Raw genomic sequence first — 18,800 nt, forward strand, 5'->3', positions numbered from 1 at the left:
TGTTTGAGGACGGTCAGCTATGAGTGATCAGTACGTATACCCTTTCAGCGCCGGCTCGCGCGAGCAGGTCGACCTGCTCGGTGGTAAAGGCGCGAATCTCGCCGAAATGACCCAGCTTGGGCTTCCCGTGCCACCAGGCTTTACGATCACGACCGACGCCTGCCGGTACTACATGCGCTACGGCCATGAGCCGAGCGCGCTTGCCGACCAGGTTAAACGCGAACTCGGAGCCGTCGAAGCGACCCTTGGCCGCAAGTTCGGCGATCCAAAGAACCCCCTGCTCGTGAGCGTGCGCTCGGGCGCGAAGGTCTCGATGCCCGGCATGATGGAGACGGTTCTGAACGTCGGCCTCAACGACGAGACGCTCGCGGGTCTCGCGGCGCTCTCGCATTCGAGGCGGTTCGCGCTCGATTCCTACCGCAGGCTCCTCCAAATGTTTGGCCGCACCGTGCTCGATATCGATGCCGAACTATTCGAGGCGGTTCTCGACGACGCGAAGGAAGCCGCGGGAGCCGCGAGCGATGTCGAGCTCTCGGAAGGCGACCTCGAGCGGGTCGTCGCGAGTTTCAAAGAGATCATCGAGCAAGAATCCGGCTCGCCCTTCCCGCAGGACCCGTTCACGCAGCTCACCATGAGTATCCACGCGGTGTTCGACTCGTGGAATTCGCCGCGCGCGATCGTGTACCGCAACACCGAGCGCATCCCCCACGATCTCGGCACCGCCGTCAACGTGTGTTCGATGGTTTTCGGGAACCTCGATGACCAGAGCGCGACCGGTGTCGCCTTCACGCGCGACCCCGCGACGGGCGCACGCGGCGTGTATGGCGACTTCCTCCTCAACGCTCAGGGCGAAGACGTCGTTGCGGGCATTCGCAACACTCTGAGCCTTCCCGATATGGAGAACCTGCTTCCCGAGAACTATCGCGAGCTCGTGGGCATCATGGAAAAGCTCGAGCGGCACTATCGCGACCTGTGCGATATCGAGTTCACGGTCGAATCGGGCAGACTCTGGATGCTTCAAACCCGGGTGGGTAAGCGCACCGCCGCTGCCGCGTTCCGTATCGCCACCGCCCTCCTCGACGAGGGAGCGATCACCGAGAACGAGGCGCTCATGCGCGTGACCGGCGACCAACTCTCGCGCCTCATGTTCCCCGCCTTCGATTCTCATGCCGAGCGCGTACTCCTCGCCCGCGGCATGAACGCCTCCCCGGGGGCCGCTACCGGTCACGTCGCCTTTACCACCGCGGACGTGCTCGCGCGCGCTAAAGAGGGCACGCGGTCGATCCTCGTGCGCCGCGAGACCAACCCCGACGACCTCGCGGGCATGATCACCGCCGAAGGCGTGCTCACGGCACGCGGCGGCAAGACCTCCCACGCGGCCGTCGTCGCCCGCGGCCTCGGCCGCACGTGCGTGTGCGGTGTCGAGGCGTTCACGGTCGATGAGGCCGCCCGCGAAGTACGCGTCGATGGTGAAGTGGTGCTGCGCGACGGGGATCTCGTGTCGATTGATGGCACAAGCGGTGAAGTATTCCTCGGAGAGGTCCCCGTGCAGCCGAGTGCCGTCGCCGCCTATTTCGAGTCGGGTGCAAGCCTCGACGACGGTGATGCCACGAGCCTCGAGGGGCTCGACAAAGCAGAGGCAGAGCTCGTCACAAGCGTTGACCGGCTCATGCGCATCGCCGATCGCGAACGCGCTCTCCTCGTCCGTGCCAACGCCGACACCCCCGAGGACGCCGCGAGGGCACGCCACATGGGGGCCCAGGGCATCGGGCTTACGCGCACCGAGCACATGTTCCTCGGCGACCGCCGCACGCTCGTCGAGAACCTCATCCTCGCCGCAAGCCCCGAGGAACGCGAAGGTGCGCTCGCCGCGCTCCTGCCCCTCCAGCGCGGAGACTTCCTCGAGATGATCCGCGAGATGGACGGCCTGCCCATGACCGTGCGCCTCCTCGATCCGCCGCTGCACGAGTTCCTCCCCGACCTCACCGAACTCTCGGTGCGGATCGCGAAGGCTGAAGAGCGCGGCGAGCACAACGATCACGAGATCAAAGTGCTCGAGGCCGTGAAGCGCCTACACGAGCAGAACCCGATGCTCGGCCTTCGCGGTGTGCGGCTCGGGCTTTCCATCCCCGGCCTCTTCGGCATGCAGACCCGCGCGATCCTCGAGGCCGAGGCACAGGCCCGCGCCGAGGGACTGAATCCGCAGGTCGAGATCATGATTCCGCTCGTAAGCTCCGTGCGTGAGCTGCGTGAGATCAAGAAGGAAATTTTCGCCGTTCGCGACGCGGTCACGCAGGAAACGGGCCTCAAGCTCACCACCGTGATCGGTTCGATGATCGAGCTGCCGCGCGCAGCCCTTCGTGCCGACGAGATCGCCGAAGAAGCCGAATTCTTCAGTTTCGGCACGAACGATCTCACGCAAACCACGTGGGGCTTTTCGCGCGACGACGTCGAGGCTGGCTTCTTCTTCACCTACAAGGAGCACGGCATCCTCCTCACGAGCCCGTTCGAGTCGATCGACCAATTCGGCGTCGGTGAACTCGTACGCATCGGCACCGAACGCGGCCGCGCCGTCAACCCGGACCTCCACGTCGGCGTGTGCGGCGAGCACGGTGGCGACCCGAGCTCGATTCACTTCTTCAATTGGCTCGGGCTCGACTACGTCTCGTGCTCACCGTTCCGCGTGCCCGTCGCCCGCCTCGAGGCGGGGCGCGCGACGCTCAGCGTGGATGACTTCGAGATGAGCCACTAGCGCGGGCGGATGGAGAGCACGTCGACGTTCGCCTCGGGCGGGGCCGTGAGCGCGTAGCGCACGGCCCCGCCGATCGTTTCGGGCTTCATGTAGTCGCTCTCCACATATTCGCCACCCTCGTAGGCGCGCAGTTCGCGTTGCATGTCTGTCGCGACGCGCCCCGGGTGGAGCGATACGACGCGCACGCCCCGCTCGCGTTCTTCCTCGCGCAGCGCATCGGAAAGAGCGCGAAGGGCAAACTTGGTCGCGGAATACACGGCGTTGCCGGGCTTCGACGTGAAGCCCGAGCCGGAGTTCACGAACACGATTGTGCCGCGCGCCTCGCGAAGCTCCGGGAGGATCTGGGCGGTGAGAACGGCCTGCGCTGTCACGTTCATGTGGAGAGCGAACTCCCAGTCGCCCGGCTTGGTGTTTTCGACCGTGTCGCCGGCGAGAACGCCCGCGCTCAGCACGGCGCCGTCAAGCCCGCCGCTGCCCGTTCCGAGGGCGCCGCTCTCGCGAGCCTCGCGCATGCCGTCGATAATTTTCTGCGAATCGGAAAGGTCCGCCAGGACATATTCGGCCGACGGTAGCTCGGCGACGAGCGCTTCGAGCGCCTTTTCGTCGCGGCCCACGAGCACGAGGTGGGCGAAGTCTTGGAGCGCGAAGGCGGTTGCGCGGCCGATGCCGCGCGTCGCGCCCGTGATCAGGATGCGGGGCTTCGAATTCGTCATAACCCCACTGTGTCACGTTCGCCTCGAGGAAGCCTGCCCTCGGAACACTCGGGGCTAAAGCACGCGCCCGGGTTCCCCCTCATCGGTGACAACGGGCAGCCCCTGCATGAGCCACGCATCCATTCCACCGCCCACATTGATCGCCTCGATTCCCTGCATGGCGAGCCACTGAGCGACCTGCGAGGAGCGCCCACCCGAGCGGCACACGAGGTAAATGTCCCGCTCGCGTCCCTCGTCATCCTCCACAAAGAGCTCATCGAGATGTGCGGCGAGGCTACTCGCGGGGAGATGGCGAGCGCTTGGCGCGTGCCCCGCGTCCCACTCATCCTGCTCACGTATGTCGAAAAGGAGGGCGCCCTCGGGGACGCTCAGCGGGTCAACGGTTTCGAAATCCATGCGTTCAGCCTAGAGGGATTCGCTCCGTGTTGACCACAAGCACCGGCACTTCGGGAAGTTCCGACGTGCCGGTGCTCATTTTCGCCCACGGCAGGTTTCAGCCGGCTGCGCGCACGCGGGCGCGCGCCGCCCGGGCCACGAGCGGGGAGCTCACGAGGGCCGACGCCGACACGAGCCCGAGTGCGGCCACGACGCTCACGACGAACCCCACTGCGACAAGAGGATCCGATGCTGCCGAGCCCATGAGCGAGAAAAGAACGAGCGCCGCCATGAACACGGAGACCGCGAGGGAGATCGCGACGGGAATCGCAATCTCCGCGATTCGTGCACGGTGCAGCTGGCTGATACTCGCGCCAGCAACGTGCTGGGAGCGGTACCTCGACGCCTGATCGATCACTCGCGCGGTGTGGGTGACACCGGTACTCACAGCCGCGAGCACCGTCGCGATCCCCACCGTCAGCACAGCACCCGTCAAGAGCGCCTGGTTCATGAGCCGCGAGGACTCATCCACGCTCGGCAGCGAAGTCACAATCGAGGCAAAGCCGGAAACGACAAGCGCAATCGTCACGCCCGAGACCGCCCTCCAGCCCGCGCGCGGATCGGCGCACAGACGCCGCGCCCCCACGAGGAGACTCGGTGTCGGCGCGAGGGACGCAACGATGCGCGCGATGACCCACACGATAAACGGACCAGCGAGATTCACGGAGAAGACCATTATTCCCACGGTCAACACCACCGCCACGATCACAGCGCCGAGCGACACGCCCTGGATGCGGGGAAGGAATTGCGCCACCGCGAAGAACACAATGATGCTCAACACCCATACGAGAAGGCGCATGACCGACATGCGCACCTTGTGCGCACCTCGGGCAATTCCGAGGGGACTCAAGGCAACCCCCGTGAGGGTGATCGACGCGGAGACCGAGGCAAACAGTGCAAGAGCACAAGGGGTAAGAACGAGAGCCCACCACGGCAAGATGAGCTCCGCAGCCGTAAATTTCCGGATCCCGAAATCGAGATGCGAAAGCGGCCACGCGAGTGCAATGTGACAGGCTACGCCGATCACCGCACCTACGACGGACTGCCAGGCGACGTCGGACACCGCGACCCCCGCCACCTGCGCGCGCGTGCCCCCAACGAGCCGAACCGCAGCCAAGTCTTTTTCGCGGCGCGCAAGGGACAGACGAGCCGCCGCCCCACCGAGGGCGATCGCGTTCGGGACGAGCAGCACGCACGCGAAGACCGCACAGATCACCAGCAGCGGTGTGATCTGTGCTTCGGGCGACGCCGATGGATCTGTCGCTTCAAAACCGCTCGGACCCAGCCGCCCATAGAAAGCGCCCGTGCCCGCAAGCACCGTGCACACGATCGCCGTCGCCGCCGCGAACGCGATCACCGGGAGGGCATTCGCGAGAGATCGTCTCCCCCGCACAAGCATAAGCAGGGCGCTCATCGGGCAACCTCCCGTTCGATCTGGCCGTCGCGCATCACGATCGTGCGCGCACACGCAGCCGCAACGCCCTCGTCGTGTGTCACCATCACGAGCGCGCTACCGGCATCAGCGGTCGCCTGCAGGAGCAGATGGAGAACCTCCTGGCCGGTCTTCTGATCGAGCGCCCCGGTGGGCTCATCGGCATACACAACCGACGGCTCCCCCGCAAGGGCACGGGCAATAGCGACACGCTGCGCCTGGCCGCCCGAGAGCTGACCGGGCCGGCGCTCCTCGAGCCCCGAAAGCCCAAGCGCAGCGAGCCAATGCTTCGCCATTCCCTTTGCCTTCCGCCGCGAGACACCCGCAAGCATCCGCGGGAGCATCACGTTCTCGAGAGCGCTCAGTTCCGGGAGCAGCTGACCGTCCTGGAACACGAAACCGAAATCGGTGCGGCGCAACTTCGTTCGCGCAGCATCGCGCATGTCTCGTAGATCGCGCTCGCCGTAAAGAACCCGGCCGCCCGTCGGCGCGAGGATGCCTGCGAGGCAGTGCAGCAGCGTCGACTTGCCGCAGCCCGACGGCCCCATAATGGCGAGACTTTGACCAGAGTAGATATCAAGATCCACGCCTCTCAGGGCGTGAGTATGCGCGTCATAGGCAAGCGCGAGGTTGCGCGCAGAAAGGACGATCGGGCGAGCGCCGGGGACGGTTCCGACGGCTGGCTGGACAGTAGAGGAAGGCTGAATATTGTGTGGTGTTGTCATGCCTCTACGCTCTCGCGGAGGCGGGCGCTCACGCATCGCCCCTCGGGACCATTCATCCCTGTCGCTGGGAGGATGTTTCGCGACGATGCGCCGCGTCGATTCCACCCCCAGACGGATCAGCCCTCATACTTTCGGCGCGATACGCCGGGTAGGCGAAAGGCGCGGCCCGGGGTTATCCCGTCACCGCGCCTTGCGTTGCGAGTGGCGCCCCATGTGGGGCGTGCCGATCAGCCGAACTTACCGGAGATGTAACGCTCGGTTTCTTCCATCGCTGGGTTGTTGAAGATCTTGGTCGTTTCATCGAACTCGATGAGCTTGCCCGGGGTACCTGTGCCGGCAATGTTGAAGAAGCCGGTCTTGTCGGACACACGCGAGGCCTGCTGCATGTTGTGAGTCACGATGACGATCGTGTACTCAGACTTGAGCTGATGAATGAGATCCTCGACCGCGAGAGTCGAGATCGGGTCGAGCGCCGAGCACGGCTCGTCCATAAGAACAATGTCCGGCTTCACGGCGATCGTGCGGGCAATGCACAGGCGCTGCTGCTGGCCACCGGAGAGGCCACCGCCGGGCTTGTTGAGGCGGTTCTTGACCTCTTCCCAAAGGTTCGCGCCGCGAAGTGACTCTTCAACGAGCTGATCGGCCTCGCTCTTCGAGAGGCGCTTGTTGTTGAGCTTGGCGCCCGCGAGAACGTTCTCGGCGATCGACATCGTCGGGAACGGGTTCGCCTTCTGGAAGACCATGCCGACGCGGCGACGAACGTTCACGGGGTCGATACCGGGGCCGTAAATGTTCTCGCCACCGATGTTGACCTCGCCCTCGGCGTATGCACCGGGAATGACCTCGTGCATGCGGTTGAGGGTGCGCAGGAAGGTGGACTTGCCGCAGCCGGAGGGGCCGATGAGGGCGGTGACGCTACGGGAATCAATCTTGACGTTGACGTCCTCGACGGCCAGGAAGTCGCCGTAATAGACGTTGAGGTTCTTCACGTCAATGCTCTGTGACATCTGAGATCCTTTCAAAGATCAGCCTGTGAGGGCTTAGCGGCCGGTCTTCGGCGAGAAGTAGTGGGAAACGAGGCGGGCGAAAATATTCAGCACCATCACGATAATGATGAGCGTCAGCGCAGCAGCCCACGCCCTCTGATAGTTGATATCGGGATTACACGCGAATTCTTCACGCGTGAAGTAGTTGAGGACCTTCTCGCCAGACTTGCCGCACACAGCATGGCCGAAGCTGTACTGCTGGTTGATGTAGGTGGGCAGCGCCATCATGCGGTCCTTGAACGGGTTGGGGTTCAGCATCTGGACCACGCCGATCGTGAACATGAGCGGCGCTGTTTCGCCGATGACACGAGCGATAGCGAGGGTAACGCCAGTGGCGAGACCGGCGATCGCGGTACGGAGCACGACGCGAACGATCGTAAGCCACTTCGGTACGCCGAGGGCGTAGGCGGCTTCGCGCAGTTCGAGGGGAACGAGACGAATCATTTCTTCGCTCGATCGAACGACGGTCGGGATCATAAGAACCGACAGGGCAACGGAACCCATGGCACCCATACGCAGGCCGGCCTCGCCCGTGAGCGTCGTGAAAAGCGCGAGCGTGAACAGGCCCGCGACGATCGACGGGACACCCGTCATAACGTCCACGAGGAAGGTAATGCCTTTGCCGAGGGTCTTCCGCCACCCGGTCTGGGCGTACTCCACGAGGAAGATGGCGGTCAGAAGGCCGATGGGGATCGAGATGATCGACGCCCCGAGAGTAATGATGAGCGTTCCGACGATGGCGTGGAGAATGCCACCGCCGTCAGCGCCGCCATTGAAGCCCTGCATGTCTCCCGTGAGGAAGCCCGGCGTGAGCAGGCGCGGCCCACCTTTCGAGAGCACCTCGAGCAGGAGGGACACGAGCGGGATCATCGCGGTGGCGAAAGCGCCAATGAGAATGAGCGTCATGAGGCGATCCTTCGCCCATCGCTCACCCTCGCGCACTCGCGAGTAGATGTAGCCAATCACGAGGTGGGCGAAGAAGCCCAGGACGATGACGGCCGGAAGGGTGAAGGAGTTCGTGACAAGCAGGAGGATCGAGACGAGTACGAGGGCGACGACGCCCGTGAGCACCATGTGCCACCAGGGCAAGCGGCGCTCGCCAGCGTTCAGGAAGCTCGAGCTTCTCTTGCCCTTCGGGCCGGGGTTGGAGGCATTGAGGGTTGCGGTTGCTTCACTCATTTCTGATCCCCCTACTTCTTACGTGCGCTAGCGGCCACGATCCAGCGGGCGAGCGCGTTGATGACGAACGTGATGAGGAACAGGACGAGACCCGCGAAAATGAGCTTTGCCATGTCAATGCCGGTGGATTCGGCATTCTGCGAGGCGATGAACGAGGCGATCGTCATGTGCCTACCGACCTCAAGGAGGTGGAGCGAATAGGTGTAGCCGGGGCTGAGCACCATGAGCACAGCCATGGTTTCACCGAGTGCGCGGCCGAGGCCGAGCATGCACGCCGATACGACGCCGTTGCGCCCGAAGGGAAGGACGACCATGCGCACCATTTCCCACTTCGTGGCGCCGAGTCCAATCGCGGCTTCTTCCTGGAGACCCGGGGTCTGGAGAAAGACCTCGCGACTCACGGCAGTGATGATCGGAAGGATCATGACGGCGAGGACGATCGCGGCGGTCATGACGTTACGCATCGGGGCGTGCGGGTTGCCCTGAAAGAACGGGATCCAGCTCGTCAATGGGCTGGTATTGAGGAACGTGTAGAGCGGCTGCATGAGCGGCACGAGCCACACGCCACCCCACAGACCGAAGACAACCGACGGCACCGCGGCAAGGAGGTCGATCACGTATCCGATTGGCATCGCGAGCTTGCGTGGCGCGTAGTGGGAGATGAAGAGCGCAATCCCGATAGCGATCGGGGCGGCAATAATCAGCGCCAGAAGTGAGGCGAGCACCGTGCCGAACACCAGTGGGCCGACGAACTCAAGGAGGTTCTGCTTGCCCGAGTTGGTGGGGATCGCATTCCAGTTCTCAATCGCCGGGAGCGACTGAATAAGAAGGAAGATGAAGATTGCCGCGAGCACGGCAAAAATGATGAGGCCAGACCCGACACTCAACGACGAGAAAATTGCGTCGCCTGGACGCGCACCCGAGCTCTTGAAGCTCGCCTTCTTCTCGTTGCCCGGAGGTTCGGGGGCGCCCTTGGCGGGTGTGCTGTTTTCGGCAGCCGCTGTGCTCACGCGCACGCTCCTGACGGTAGGGGATGGAAAGAATGGACTGAACGACAGGTGCGCCGCCGACCCTGGTGGGCTCGGCGGCGCACCGTTACGCCTTAGGCGTCAGCTGCGGATCACTTAGCCTTGATGGCGTCGATCGACTTCTGGGCGTCCTCGCGGAGCTTAGCCGAGAGGGGGGCCGAGCCGGCAGCCTGAGCAGCGTCGTTCTGGCCCTGCTCCGAGATCACGTAGGAAGCGTAAGCCTTGACGAGATCGGCATCTTCCTTCTTCTCGTAGGTGTCGCACATGACCATGTAGGACACGAGGACGATCGGGTACGAGCCGGCTTCCTTGGTGTCGCGAGCGAGTTCGAGGGCGATGTCGTTCTCGCTACGGCCCTCAACCTTCGGCGAAACCTCAACGGCCTTGGCAGCAGCATCAGCGCTGTAGCCGACGTACTCGTCGCCGACCTTGATCTTGGCGGTGCCGAGGTCGCCAGCCTTCGAGGCGTCGGCGTAACCGATGGTGCCGTTGCCGCCCTGAACGGTGTTGATAAGGCCCGAGGTCTTCTCACCCGACTGGCCGCCATCCTCGAACCAAGTCTCGATAGCGCCGTGCTTCCACGAATCGGGGGCGGCGGCAGCGAGGTACTCGGTGAAGTTCTCGGTGGTGCCCGACTTGTCCGAGCGGTGCACCGGAACGATGTCGAGGTCAGGGAGCTCAACGTTGGGGTTGTCAGCCTTGATGGCCTCGTCGTTCCACTTCTTGATGTCGCCAGCGAAGATCTTCGCGAGGGTGTCGGGCGAGAGCTGGAGATCCTTCACGCCGTCGAGCTTGTACACAACCGCGATCGGGGAGATGTAGACGGGGATGTCGAAAGCCTCGCCGCCGAAGCAACGATCCTTCGACTTGGCAACCTCTTCATCCTTGAGGTAGGCATCCGAGCCGGCGAAGTTGGTGGCGGAAGCGAGGAACTGCTCGCGGCCCTTACCCGAGCCAACAGCGTCGTAGGTCACCGTGGCGCCCGAGTTCTGAGCCATGAAGCCACCGATGAACGCGCCCTGTGCGTCTTCCATCGAGGAAGCGCCGGCGCCTGCGAGGGTGCCCGAGACGTCACCGGATGCGCTCGACGAGCCCTTGGTGCCTTCGCTCTTGCCTTTGTCGGAGGAGTCGCCACCGCACGCTGCGAGAGCGAAGGCGCCTGCGAGGCCGAGGGCGGTTGCGGAAACGAACTTCTTCTTGAGGTTCACGAGTGTCCTTTCGAGGCTGCTAAAGCCTGGGATACGGGTCGTAGGTGGACACAACGAACGTAGAAGCCCCAAGTGACGCCGCGAGTATTCCCAGGTAAACAAACGGTGAACTCATGCGAGAATTTTCAGCCAGGCGTCTCGTATAACAGACTTTTCCCTGCTCAGAGGCATCCTTTGCCACTAATTGCGCCCGTTCAACGTGGGGCACATCACCGCTGTCATGGGCTCTAACCGATGTTGGGAAGGTGCCTTTCCACATCAACGATGCGACCGCGTTCACTCGTGTGCAACACGAGCATCTCCCCCGGCGCGAGGTACGGGTTCTCGCGAGGGAGCTTCCCCCGCGCCTCCTTCGTGCACGCGTGCTTCGCAGCCGCAATAATGGTCGGCAGCACGGGTCTGTGAGTACAGACGACGGTACGTGCCGCTTCGGCAATCGCTCGCTCCATGACCGCGGCAGCACGCGCCGGCCGCTTCTCATGCGCGTGTTCGGTGAGCTCGGGTTTCTCAACGATGTCAATCCCACCCTCGTGCGCAAACGGCTCGATCGTTTCGAGGCAGCGACGCCAAGGCGAGGTCACGACGGTCTTCGGGGCGTACGCGCCAAGTAGTGGGGGCAGCGCCGCCGCCTGCTTGCGTCCCTTGCGCCTGAGCGGCCTCGTTCTCTCATCCCCCTTGCGCCACTTCGCACGCGACTGCGCGGCGGCGTGACGCTGGACGATCACCGGCGTCGTATCGAGCTCACCCTCCTTCGCGAAATCAAGAAGGCGGGTGAGGAGATCCCGATCGGATTTGCGCGTGAGAATTTCCAGAGCTTTTGATGCCTCGACCCACTCGACCTTATCGATCTCCTTGGGATTCTTAGGGCCCGGGCCCGCCTGGGCGCGAACCCGCGCTACCCAGTACCGCACCGTTTTCGGTCGGCCGTTCGTGCGGTAGTCAACCGTCGGAAGAGGGCGGTCAAGACGGATCCGGTACCCGGTCTCCTCCTCCACTTCGCGAATCGCCGCCGCGACGAAGGACTCACCCGCCTCAAGCTTCCCCTTCGGAATCGACCAGTCTGCGTACTTCGGCCGATGCACGAGAAGAACCTGCAGCTTACCGCGCTTTTCACGCCAAACGAGCGCTCCTGCCGCGAGGATCGGGGATTGTTCGCGTGCCACGGGATTAACTCTCCTCGAAACGACAGCTCAGGGCCTCCCCAAGTGTAGTACGCCCCTCCCACGTGCGTTTGGCACACGCGGGACCGTAGACTTCCATGAGGCGTAATCCATAGAAATGATTGGTTGAAGCATGACACCGAGTGAGCGAGCACCCCTCACGGGCGCGTGTGCACTCGCACTCGCCGCCGCCATGGCCCTTCCCGTCTACAGCGGCGAGACCCTCGCCGGCATCCTCGCTCTTTTCGTTGTGCTCATGTGCGTGAGTTGGCCGCGCCTGCTCGAACTTCCGAGTCGAACGGGCAGCGCGATCATCATGGCCCTCGCAGGCCTGGGCTCGCTCGCCCTCGCACTCATCTTCGGCACGACGGGCCTCACATCGAAGCTCGTCATCGTCATCGCCGTTTCACTCTTTCTGAGTTTTGCCCACGAAATGCTTCGCCGCGAGCGCTCACGCCTCACGCTGTCCATTTCGGGAACGGCAAGCGGCGCCCTCATCGCGACCCTCACCGTCATCTGGCTGAAATGCTGGTCCCTCGCCTCGACGAACGGGCCCGCAACCGTCGGATTCCTCCTTGCTATGACGATGGGACTCGCGCTCGGCACCCTGTTCCTCGCGCTTCCGCTTCCCGCCCCGGCGCGTGTCAGCGGCGCGATCACGCTCGGTGCACTCACCTCCGGGTTCCTCGGGTGGGCTCTCCACTACCCCCCGTCGATCATCGCGATGTCGACACTCGCAGGGGCGGTCCTGTGCACCGCTGCACTCTTCGTGTTCTTCCTCCTCTCGCGCGTGATCGGAGCGTCCGATCCGCGCCGGTCCCTCGCCGTTGCCATCGCGCCGATCGCCCTTACGGGCATCCTCGCGCTACTGTTCCTCGAGGTCGCCCTCAGTTACGTCCCCGCCGACCTCGGACTCACCGTCATCCCCACCGCGTAGGGATGTGCGTACCGGGGAATACGCCCACCGCGCGAAACGTTAATGACGTGTTCTTTCACCACTAGTCAGTAGGGAGTTCTTGTGCCCATCGTCATCGATGAGAATCTCGACCCGTCGCTCTACCCGCTCGCGTGGCTCGTGGGCGCCTGGGAGGGCACCGGCGCCGTACAGCTCAGGGGAGAAAACGGCGACGAGGTCGGTCGCGCGATCGAGCAGCGTCTCACCGTGGCCCCGGATTCCTCCGGTGGGCTCGCATGGTCGATGCGCACGTGGGTTCTCGACTCGCCTGCTCCCGAACCGCCAACAACGGCGTTCTACGAGAAGGGTGAGGAAGGGCCCGACGCCTCCCAATCAACGAACGCGACCGAGCTTGTGCGCGAGCTTCTCCTTGAGGAAAAGGGCACGTGGCGCACGACGGGAGTGCTTCCCGGCCAGGACGAAGAGGCCGCGCAAAACGCGAAGCCCGGAAGCCCCGAAAGCTATCTGTCTCACGGCGTGAGCCTGACCATGCAGCGCCGAGGCGCATTTGGCCTCACGCCCGCAGAACACTGGGCGGGAGAGGTGCGCGGCCCGCGTATCCAGCTCGCGACCCAAGACCTCGGTGGGGCAAACGGCGCCGATTCTCACGGTGCGCGCATGTTTGGGCTCGTGGGCGGGCGCCTCATGTGGCTTCAAGAGGTCGGCTCCTCCCCCGCGTCGCTGCGCCCGTATCTTTCGGTCGAGCTCGACCGTGCCGCCGATGAAGGTAAGGCAGAGGCGTGAGCCCCGCTCCCCTCATCAGTTTTCGCGCGATCCACGAGGAGACCGGGCCCGATGCCGCGGTCCCCGCGCACTACGGTGCTCCCCTGCGTGAGCAGCGGCGGCTTGTAGCGGGCAGGGCCATCGTCGATCTTGGCCACTTCGAGGTTCTCGAAGTGCGAGGTGAAGATCGCGCCCCGTGGCTCACGACCGTGACCTCCCAGGTATTTACCGATCGCGCCGAGGGCGACTCATTCGAGGCATGCGTGCTCAGCCCACAGGGGCGAGTGGAAGCATTCATGCAGGTGGCAACTGGCGGCGACTCATTCTTCCTCATCACCGATCCGGGCACGCGCGAGCGTCTTCGCGCGTATCTCGAGCTCATGACGTTCGCCAACCGTATCGACCTCGTCGACCGCGACGACCTCCACGTGCTCGGATCGTGCGCTCCGCTTGCGGACGTCTGCGGCGAGGCGCCCGCCCCCGCAGCCGTGTGGATCCAGCACTGGCCTAAGGTCGCTGTCGGCGGTGTGGCCTATGGTCCCGATCCGGAGTTTCCCGAGCCTTGGCGGCTGTCGCTCGTGAGCGACGCCGAGCTTCGCAAGCCGGACGCGCCACTGAGAAAACCCGAACTCTTCGCGGGACTGTGGGCAGCGGAGGCGCTGCGCATCGTGAATCATCGCCCTCGTCTCGTGCGGGAGGTCGATGAAAAAACGATCCCGCATGAGCTCGATCTTTTGCGCACCGCCGTTCACACGGCTAAGGGCTGCTATCGTGGCCAAGAAACGGTCGCGAAGGTTCTCAATCTTGGTCAGCCACCCCGGAGGCTCGTGCGCCTCCACCTTGACGGCTCTCAGGACATGCCCGCCCCCGTTGGAGCGGACGTCTTCTTCGGATCCAAGAAGGTGGGAGAGCTCACCTCGAGTGCGCTCCATGCCGACGAAGGGCCGGTTGCACTGGCTGTTCTCAAGCGCGCGGTCCCCCACGATGCCGCCCTCATCGTTGCCTTCGAGGTCGGTGAGGCAACCGTGCGGCTCGACGCCTCGCAAGTCACGATCGTTGCCGAACGCGACCACGGCCAACGCCCGAAAACGGCGCAGCTTCGCCGATAGTCAAAAGGAGTCCCACGTGGACGAGGAGTGGAAGTCCCGCAAAGCGGAGATCTTCGAGGTCCAGGAACGTAACTTGCGCCGAGCCGAGCGCGAGGAGCACGAGAAGGCCACGGCGATCATCCGCGACGGGATTGCACGCCTGCGCGAAGCCGGAATCGAACCGCACCCCCTGCGAGCACTCCCCTACAAGGGCTCGCGTCCCGTGAAAACCACTCACGTCGGTTGGTACCTGAAGTCGGATCGCACGGTCGGGATCGATACCGACGGCAACTACTACATCCTTTCAGCCCCGGGCGACCTCCTCACGCGCCTCAAGGGGGCGACGCTCGAGCCAAAGAGCGCTCCTCTCATCGTGGGCCGCGGCGGCCGCGACGGGGAGTGGTTCGAGATCGATAAGCTTCTTGAGCTGCGCCTTCGCGAACCCGTCGCCCCCGCGAGGAGGGTGAAGGAGTGAAGGAGTCCCGGTATCGAAAATGGGCGCGCTCCGGTGCTAACCGCGCCCGCGACGGCGCCTGGCAGATTCTGCTTGCGGCATTCACTGCCTCGGCCGCCTTTTGGCTCTCGCAGCATCTGTGGGGCCACGTCGCGCCGTTCTACGCCGGCATCACCGCTTTCCTCATCATCGGGCTCACGCTCGAAACGAAAATCCGCAAGAGCATCGACATGAGCACGGGCGTATTCCCGGGGATCATCCTCGGCGAAATCGCCCGCCTCGTCATTGGATCGGGCACATGGCAACTCTTCGTCACACTCCTCGTGTCGCTGATGTTCTCGCGCTTCATCAAGGCAAGCGTCATCTTCTCGATCCAGGTGGGCATCCAGTCGATGATCGTGCTGCTTTTGCCGCAAACCCCGACCATGACACCGCAGGGGCGAGCACTCGATGCGATTACGGGCATCTCGCTCGGGCTTATCGTCCACATCGCTTTCTCACGCGACCCTCGCCGGGAGCAGCGAAAGGCTGCCGATAGTTTCTTTACCGAGCTCAAGGACACTCTCACGCAGCTTGCTGAGGCGGCGCGCGTAGGCGACATGCGGCTCGCGACGAAGGCGCTCACGCACCTGAGGAACACATCGCAGCTTCATACCGATGCCTGGGCCCTCGCGAACGACACAGCTAATGAGCTCACGAGCTACTCGCCGACCCTCCACCGCCATCACGAACACGTCAACCGCGTGCAGCACCTGCTTGTGGGAAGCGACCGCGCCATGCGCAACGCTCGAGTGATCGCGCGACGAGAGGCCGAATTCTTGCGTGTCACGCAGCCCCACACGTTTCCAAATCTGGCCGAGGCCTTCACCGCGGCAGTCGACGCCATCGACGAGATCCAGGCCGGTGTCGACACGGAGGCGGACTTCACGAAGGCTCGGCGCAAGCTTCGCCTCTTTTGCGCTCATCTCACTCCCGAAACTCTGCTCGCTACGGCGGAGGGGACCGTCGGGCGCCTCGGCCATTTTGAGGGGATCTCCCTCGTCATTCAGCTGCGTGCCCTCGCGGTCGATCTCCTCGAGGCGACCGGCCTTCCGAGCTCTGACGCGCGCCGCTTCCTGCCGTCCCTCATCGTCGTCGCCGACGCGGATATCGTGGGCCCGCGCCCCATTACGCGCGAAATGAAGGCGGTTGAGCCTCCCGCCTCGACCGAAGCGCTCGAGCTTCTCATCACCGACCGCACCGATCCCGACCGTAGAATGAATCCGTGATTACCTACACCATCGCGTACTACCTGTCGCTCGCCCTCGCCATCGTTTTTGTGGCGATCGAGGCGTGGGCACTCGTGAATGCCCTGCGTTTCCCAGCGAGGGCTTACGACGCAGCCTTTAAGCGGACGAAGACGTTTTGGGCGCTTATGACCGCTGGTGCGCTCGTGATCGGTGTTGTCACAGGATTCGGGCGCGGCGTGGGGCCTTTCACGATCATGCTTCAGATCATCGGTTTCGTCATGGCAGGCGTATTCCTTGCCGATGTTCTTCCCGCGTTGCGCCAGGTCATGGGTAACGCGCAGGGGCGAGGCTCGCGCTAGGCCCCTTCCTCTTCGGCGTCCTCGCCCGTCATCGTGGCGCGCACCCGCTCACCCATCGCACGCACGAGGGCGCGGGCGTCCTCAACGTCATCGGCAGCGAGCGTTCCCGAGTAGTACTGTTCCCATGCCTCGTGCATAGCTGCGACGGCCCGCTCGCCCTTTTCGGTGATGAACAGGTGGTTGGAGCGGCGATCAACCATGTCTGGCACGCGGCCGACGAGCCCGTTGCTCTCGAGGTCGCGGATCGCGGCGCTCGCGTTTGATGGCCGCAGGATGATGTCTTCGGCCACCTTTCCCGGCGTAATACCCGGGGTCCGGCCGATATGTCGAAGGATCATCGCTTCGACCGTTGAGAGCCCTCGCATGCCAGGAATGTCAACGTCGAGAGCCTGGATTCGGCGCGAAATAAGCAGCATCTCGTCGATGATCTCGACGAGCGGTGTCAATGTGCGGCCTTGTGCGGACACGGTGAACCTTCCTGCTCGGCAGCGGGCACTCTTCCCGCGCGGGGCACAGGCAAGTATGCACCATCAAACCTGGCAGAAACTCACTCTTGCGTCACTCGTGGTTCTACCGCTGTTCATCCTCCGGATTCTCGGATGTGGATTGGTCATCCATGAGGACATAGGTCTCGTCAAGAGCGGGGAACTGACCGGTTTCACCGCGGTCACGGACGATCGGGATCGGGCCCGTGCGCACGTCCTCGAAGCTTTCGCCCTGAAGGATCGTCGGGTCAGCCACGACGCCTTTCTCGGCGAGCAACGGCGCGGAGAGAACCTCAATCTCTTCGGTGCGCGGCCCCGAGCGGTAGGTGCGTTCATCAAGCTTCCGGCTAATGACGATGTAGGAGGGAATGAGCAGCGCGATCGACCCGATCCATGCGAGCGGCGCGCCCCACGCAACACCGATGAAGCCAAAAAGAGCGCCGAGCACAACGGCGGTGAAGACGCGCATGACGAGCTCGGCGATGCCCGAGTAGAACGGAGGCTTCATATGACCGAGTCCCTGAAGCGCGCCGCGCACCACGAACAGCACTCCAAGGGTCCAATAGGCCACGGAGTAGATCTTGAGGGCGTCATGGGCAAGGTTGAGCACCACCGGCTGTTCATTCCCGATGAAGAGCTCGACGAACACTGCGCCGAGGAGGAACAGGGCAAGGCCGATCGCGATCGACACGATGATGCTCACGACGAGCGATTGCCGCACACCGTGCTTGACGCGATCGATCTGGCGCGCACCGTAGTTCTGCGCGACGAAGGTCGAGGTTGCGAGCCCGAGGGACGCGAGGAAGGTGACGGCGATGCCATCGACCCTTCCTGCCGCGGTGAAAGCAGCGACCGCGTTGGGACCGAGGTCGTTGAGGCGCACCTGGACGGCGATCGTGCCGATCGCAATCACCGAGGTCTGGAAGCCGAGCGGAAGGCCCAGGTTCAAATGCTCTCGCAGCTCAGGCATCGTCACTTTCCAGTCGTCGAGGCCCATGTGCAGCACGGGGATGCGCCACCGCACCCAGGTGACGCAGAGAAGCACCGATGTGAGCTGCGAGACCGCCGTGGCGAACGCCGCGCCGGCGATACCCCAGTCGAGCACCGCCACAAAGACGATCACGAGGGCGACATTGAGAAGGCACGCAATCGCGAGAAACACGAGAGGTGTGCGCGAGTCCCCCACCGCGCGGATAATCGCCGCGAGGAAGTTGAAGAACACGAGCGTAAACATGAACAGAAAGCTCCAGAACCCGAACGTCGCGGCGTCGTCGATGAGTTCCGGCGGGGTTTTCATGAGCTGGAGCAACGGGCGAATGAATATAGTGCCGACGAGTGTCATGAGGAGGCTCGTGGCGCCTGAGAGAATCGCTCCGGCCGCAACCGAACGTCTGAGCCCCTTGATGTCGTTCGCGCCGAACGCTTGCGCGACGGGGATCGCGAAACCACTCGTCATGCCCCACGCAAAACCCGTGATGAGGAACAGAAGACTCATGCTCGCCCCCACCGAGGCAAGAGCGAGGACACCGAGGTGGCGGCCCACGACCATCGCATCGACGAACTGGTAGAGCTGCTGCACGACGTTGCCGATCAAAAGCGGCACCGAGAAGAGCACGATCGCTTTCCACGGCGTTCCCCTCAAGAGGCCCTGCGACTGTGACACGCGTGCTCCGCCTTCCTCGCCCTCCGGATCGTTGAAAACGGATCTAGTCTAGTCGCGCGGGCCCCCGATGCAGGGATAAAGGGCGCTTCCCCCACATTGTGAGACCGCTTCCGTGACTGATCCGCGGAGGTTCACGGCGTGCGGACTTTCGACCTCCCTACCGGGT

At 63.8% G+C, this 18,800-nt stretch carries 18 protein-coding genes; 7 read left to right on the plus strand and 11 right to left on the minus strand.

The genetic code is table 11. From position 1 onward, the window contains the following. The first annotated feature begins 19 nt into the window (after window positions 1-19). On the plus strand, window positions 20-2,752 hold the full coding sequence (ppdK, locus tag HMPREF3157_RS06805) for a pyruvate, phosphate dikinase (protein WP_070435940.1): 2,733 nt from the start codon (window positions 20-22) through the stop codon (window positions 2,750-2,752). On the opposite strand, the gene HMPREF3157_RS06810 is transcribed toward ppdK, so the two are convergent. The 9 genes from HMPREF3157_RS06810 to HMPREF3157_RS06850 form a co-directional block, all read right to left on the minus strand. Beyond that, window positions 2,749-3,465: an SDR family oxidoreductase gene (locus HMPREF3157_RS06810; protein ID WP_070435941.1), complete on the minus strand. Its 717-nt coding sequence runs from the start codon at window positions 3,463-3,465 to the stop codon at window positions 2,749-2,751. The two genes, ppdK and HMPREF3157_RS06810, sit on opposite strands and share 4 nt — an antisense overlap. 54 nt (window positions 3,466-3,519) lie before the next feature. Beyond that, window positions 3,520-3,861: a rhodanese-like domain-containing protein gene (locus HMPREF3157_RS06815; protein ID WP_034370786.1), complete on the minus strand. Its 342-nt coding sequence runs from the start codon at window positions 3,859-3,861 to the stop codon at window positions 3,520-3,522. A 97-nt stretch (window positions 3,862-3,958) separates the two neighbouring features. After that, on the minus strand, window positions 3,959-5,314 hold the full coding sequence (locus tag HMPREF3157_RS06820; protein ID WP_070435942.1) for an FtsX-like permease family protein: 1,356 nt from the start codon (window positions 5,312-5,314) through the stop codon (window positions 3,959-3,961). Continuing rightward, window positions 5,311-6,057 carry an ABC transporter ATP-binding protein gene (locus HMPREF3157_RS06825; RefSeq protein ID WP_070435943.1) on the minus strand — a complete coding sequence of 249 codons (747 nt, stop codon included), beginning with the start codon at window positions 6,055-6,057 and terminating at the stop codon, window positions 5,311-5,313. The genes HMPREF3157_RS06820 and HMPREF3157_RS06825 overlap by 4 nt, the downstream gene beginning before the upstream one ends. Before the next feature lie 227 nt (window positions 6,058-6,284). After that, a complete protein-coding gene (gene pstB / locus HMPREF3157_RS06830; RefSeq protein WP_016663254.1) occupies window positions 6,285-7,064 on the minus strand; it encodes a phosphate ABC transporter ATP-binding protein PstB in 780 nt (259 codons plus the stop codon). Between the two features lie 33 nt (window positions 7,065-7,097). Next, the gene (gene pstA / locus HMPREF3157_RS06835) at window positions 7,098-8,282 is read right to left on the minus strand and encodes a phosphate ABC transporter permease PstA (RefSeq protein WP_016663255.1); all 1,185 of its coding nucleotides are present in this window, start codon (window positions 8,280-8,282) and stop codon (window positions 7,098-7,100) included. A gap of 11 nt (window positions 8,283-8,293) precedes the next feature. Next, window positions 8,294-9,292, minus strand: a complete 999-nt coding sequence (pstC, locus tag HMPREF3157_RS06840; RefSeq protein WP_070435944.1) for a phosphate ABC transporter permease subunit PstC — start codon at window positions 9,290-9,292, stop codon at window positions 8,294-8,296. 110 nt (window positions 9,293-9,402) lie between these two features. Beyond that, window positions 9,403-10,518 carry a phosphate ABC transporter substrate-binding protein PstS gene (gene pstS / locus HMPREF3157_RS06845; protein WP_016663257.1) on the minus strand — a complete coding sequence of 372 codons (1,116 nt, stop codon included), beginning with the start codon at window positions 10,516-10,518 and terminating at the stop codon, window positions 9,403-9,405. A gap of 227 nt (window positions 10,519-10,745) precedes the next feature. Continuing rightward, on the minus strand, window positions 10,746-11,681 hold the full coding sequence (locus HMPREF3157_RS06850) for an NUDIX hydrolase (RefSeq protein WP_016663258.1): 936 nt from the start codon (window positions 11,679-11,681) through the stop codon (window positions 10,746-10,748). A gap of 130 nt (window positions 11,682-11,811) precedes the next feature. On the opposite strand from HMPREF3157_RS06850, the gene HMPREF3157_RS06855 reads away from it, so the two are divergent. From HMPREF3157_RS06855 to HMPREF3157_RS06880, 6 genes are all read left to right on the plus strand, one after another. Beyond that, on the plus strand, window positions 11,812-12,615 hold the full coding sequence (locus tag HMPREF3157_RS06855; RefSeq protein ID WP_016663259.1) for a hypothetical protein: 804 nt from the start codon (window positions 11,812-11,814) through the stop codon (window positions 12,613-12,615). Between the two features lie 81 nt (window positions 12,616-12,696). Beyond that, on the plus strand, window positions 12,697-13,377 hold the full coding sequence (locus HMPREF3157_RS06860) for a heme-binding beta-barrel domain-containing protein (protein ID WP_016663260.1): 681 nt from the start codon (window positions 12,697-12,699) through the stop codon (window positions 13,375-13,377). Then, on the plus strand, window positions 13,374-14,465 hold the full coding sequence (locus HMPREF3157_RS06865; protein WP_016663261.1) for a CAF17-like 4Fe-4S cluster assembly/insertion protein YgfZ: 1,092 nt from the start codon (window positions 13,374-13,376) through the stop codon (window positions 14,463-14,465). Before HMPREF3157_RS06860 ends, HMPREF3157_RS06865 begins: the two co-directional genes overlap by 4 nt. Before the next feature lie 16 nt (window positions 14,466-14,481). Beyond that, window positions 14,482-14,919 carry a hypothetical protein gene (locus HMPREF3157_RS06870; protein ID WP_016663262.1) on the plus strand — a complete coding sequence of 146 codons (438 nt, stop codon included), beginning with the start codon at window positions 14,482-14,484 and terminating at the stop codon, window positions 14,917-14,919. Continuing rightward, on the plus strand, window positions 14,916-16,166 hold the full coding sequence (locus HMPREF3157_RS06875; protein WP_070435945.1) for an FUSC family protein: 1,251 nt from the start codon (window positions 14,916-14,918) through the stop codon (window positions 16,164-16,166). Before HMPREF3157_RS06870 ends, HMPREF3157_RS06875 begins: the two co-directional genes overlap by 4 nt. Next, complete coding sequence (locus HMPREF3157_RS06880; RefSeq protein WP_016663264.1) at window positions 16,163-16,486, plus strand: DUF2516 family protein; 324 nt, start codon at window positions 16,163-16,165, stop codon at window positions 16,484-16,486. Before HMPREF3157_RS06875 ends, HMPREF3157_RS06880 begins: the two co-directional genes overlap by 4 nt. Here the strand turns inward: HMPREF3157_RS06880 and HMPREF3157_RS06885 are convergent. Further along, window positions 16,483-16,953 carry a MarR family winged helix-turn-helix transcriptional regulator gene (locus HMPREF3157_RS06885; RefSeq protein ID WP_016663265.1) on the minus strand — a complete coding sequence of 157 codons (471 nt, stop codon included), beginning with the start codon at window positions 16,951-16,953 and terminating at the stop codon, window positions 16,483-16,485. The genes HMPREF3157_RS06880 and HMPREF3157_RS06885 overlap by 4 nt on opposite strands. A 103-nt stretch (window positions 16,954-17,056) precedes the next feature. Further along, window positions 17,057-18,634: an MATE family efflux transporter gene (locus HMPREF3157_RS06890; RefSeq protein WP_016663266.1), complete on the minus strand. Its 1,578-nt coding sequence runs from the start codon at window positions 18,632-18,634 to the stop codon at window positions 17,057-17,059. Between the last annotated feature and the right edge of the window lie 166 nt (window positions 18,635-18,800).

The organism is Dermabacter sp. HMSC06F07 (assembly GCF_001807345.1).
GTDB classification, from domain to species: Bacteria; Actinomycetota; Actinomycetes; order Actinomycetales; family Dermabacteraceae; genus Dermabacter; species Dermabacter hominis.

Excerpts from the sequence above, each read along its gene's own strand:
- pstB (WP_016663254.1), bottom strand. The coding sequence starts at position 7,064 with ATGTCACAGAGCATTGACGTGAAGAACCTCAACGTCTATTACGGCGAC.
- HMPREF3157_RS06820 (WP_070435942.1), bottom strand. The coding sequence starts at position 5,314 with ATGAGCGCCCTGCTTATGCTTGTGCGGGGGAGACGATCTCTCGCGAAT.
- HMPREF3157_RS06815 (WP_034370786.1), bottom strand. The coding sequence starts at position 3,861 with ATGGATTTCGAAACCGTTGACCCGCTGAGCGTCCCCGAGGGCGCCCTC.
- HMPREF3157_RS06855 (WP_016663259.1), top strand. The coding sequence starts at position 11,812 with ATGACACCGAGTGAGCGAGCACCCCTCACGGGCGCGTGTGCACTCGCA.
- HMPREF3157_RS06810 (WP_070435941.1), bottom strand. The coding sequence starts at position 3,465 with ATGACGAATTCGAAGCCCCGCATCCTGATCACGGGCGCGACGCGCGGC.
- HMPREF3157_RS06825 (WP_070435943.1), bottom strand. The coding sequence starts at position 6,057 with ATGACAACACCACACAATATTCAGCCTTCCTCTACTGTCCAGCCAGCC.
- ppdK (WP_070435940.1), top strand. The coding sequence starts at position 20 with ATGAGTGATCAGTACGTATACCCTTTCAGCGCCGGCTCGCGCGAGCAG.
- pstA (WP_016663255.1), bottom strand. The coding sequence starts at position 8,282 with ATGAGTGAAGCAACCGCAACCCTCAATGCCTCCAACCCCGGCCCGAAG.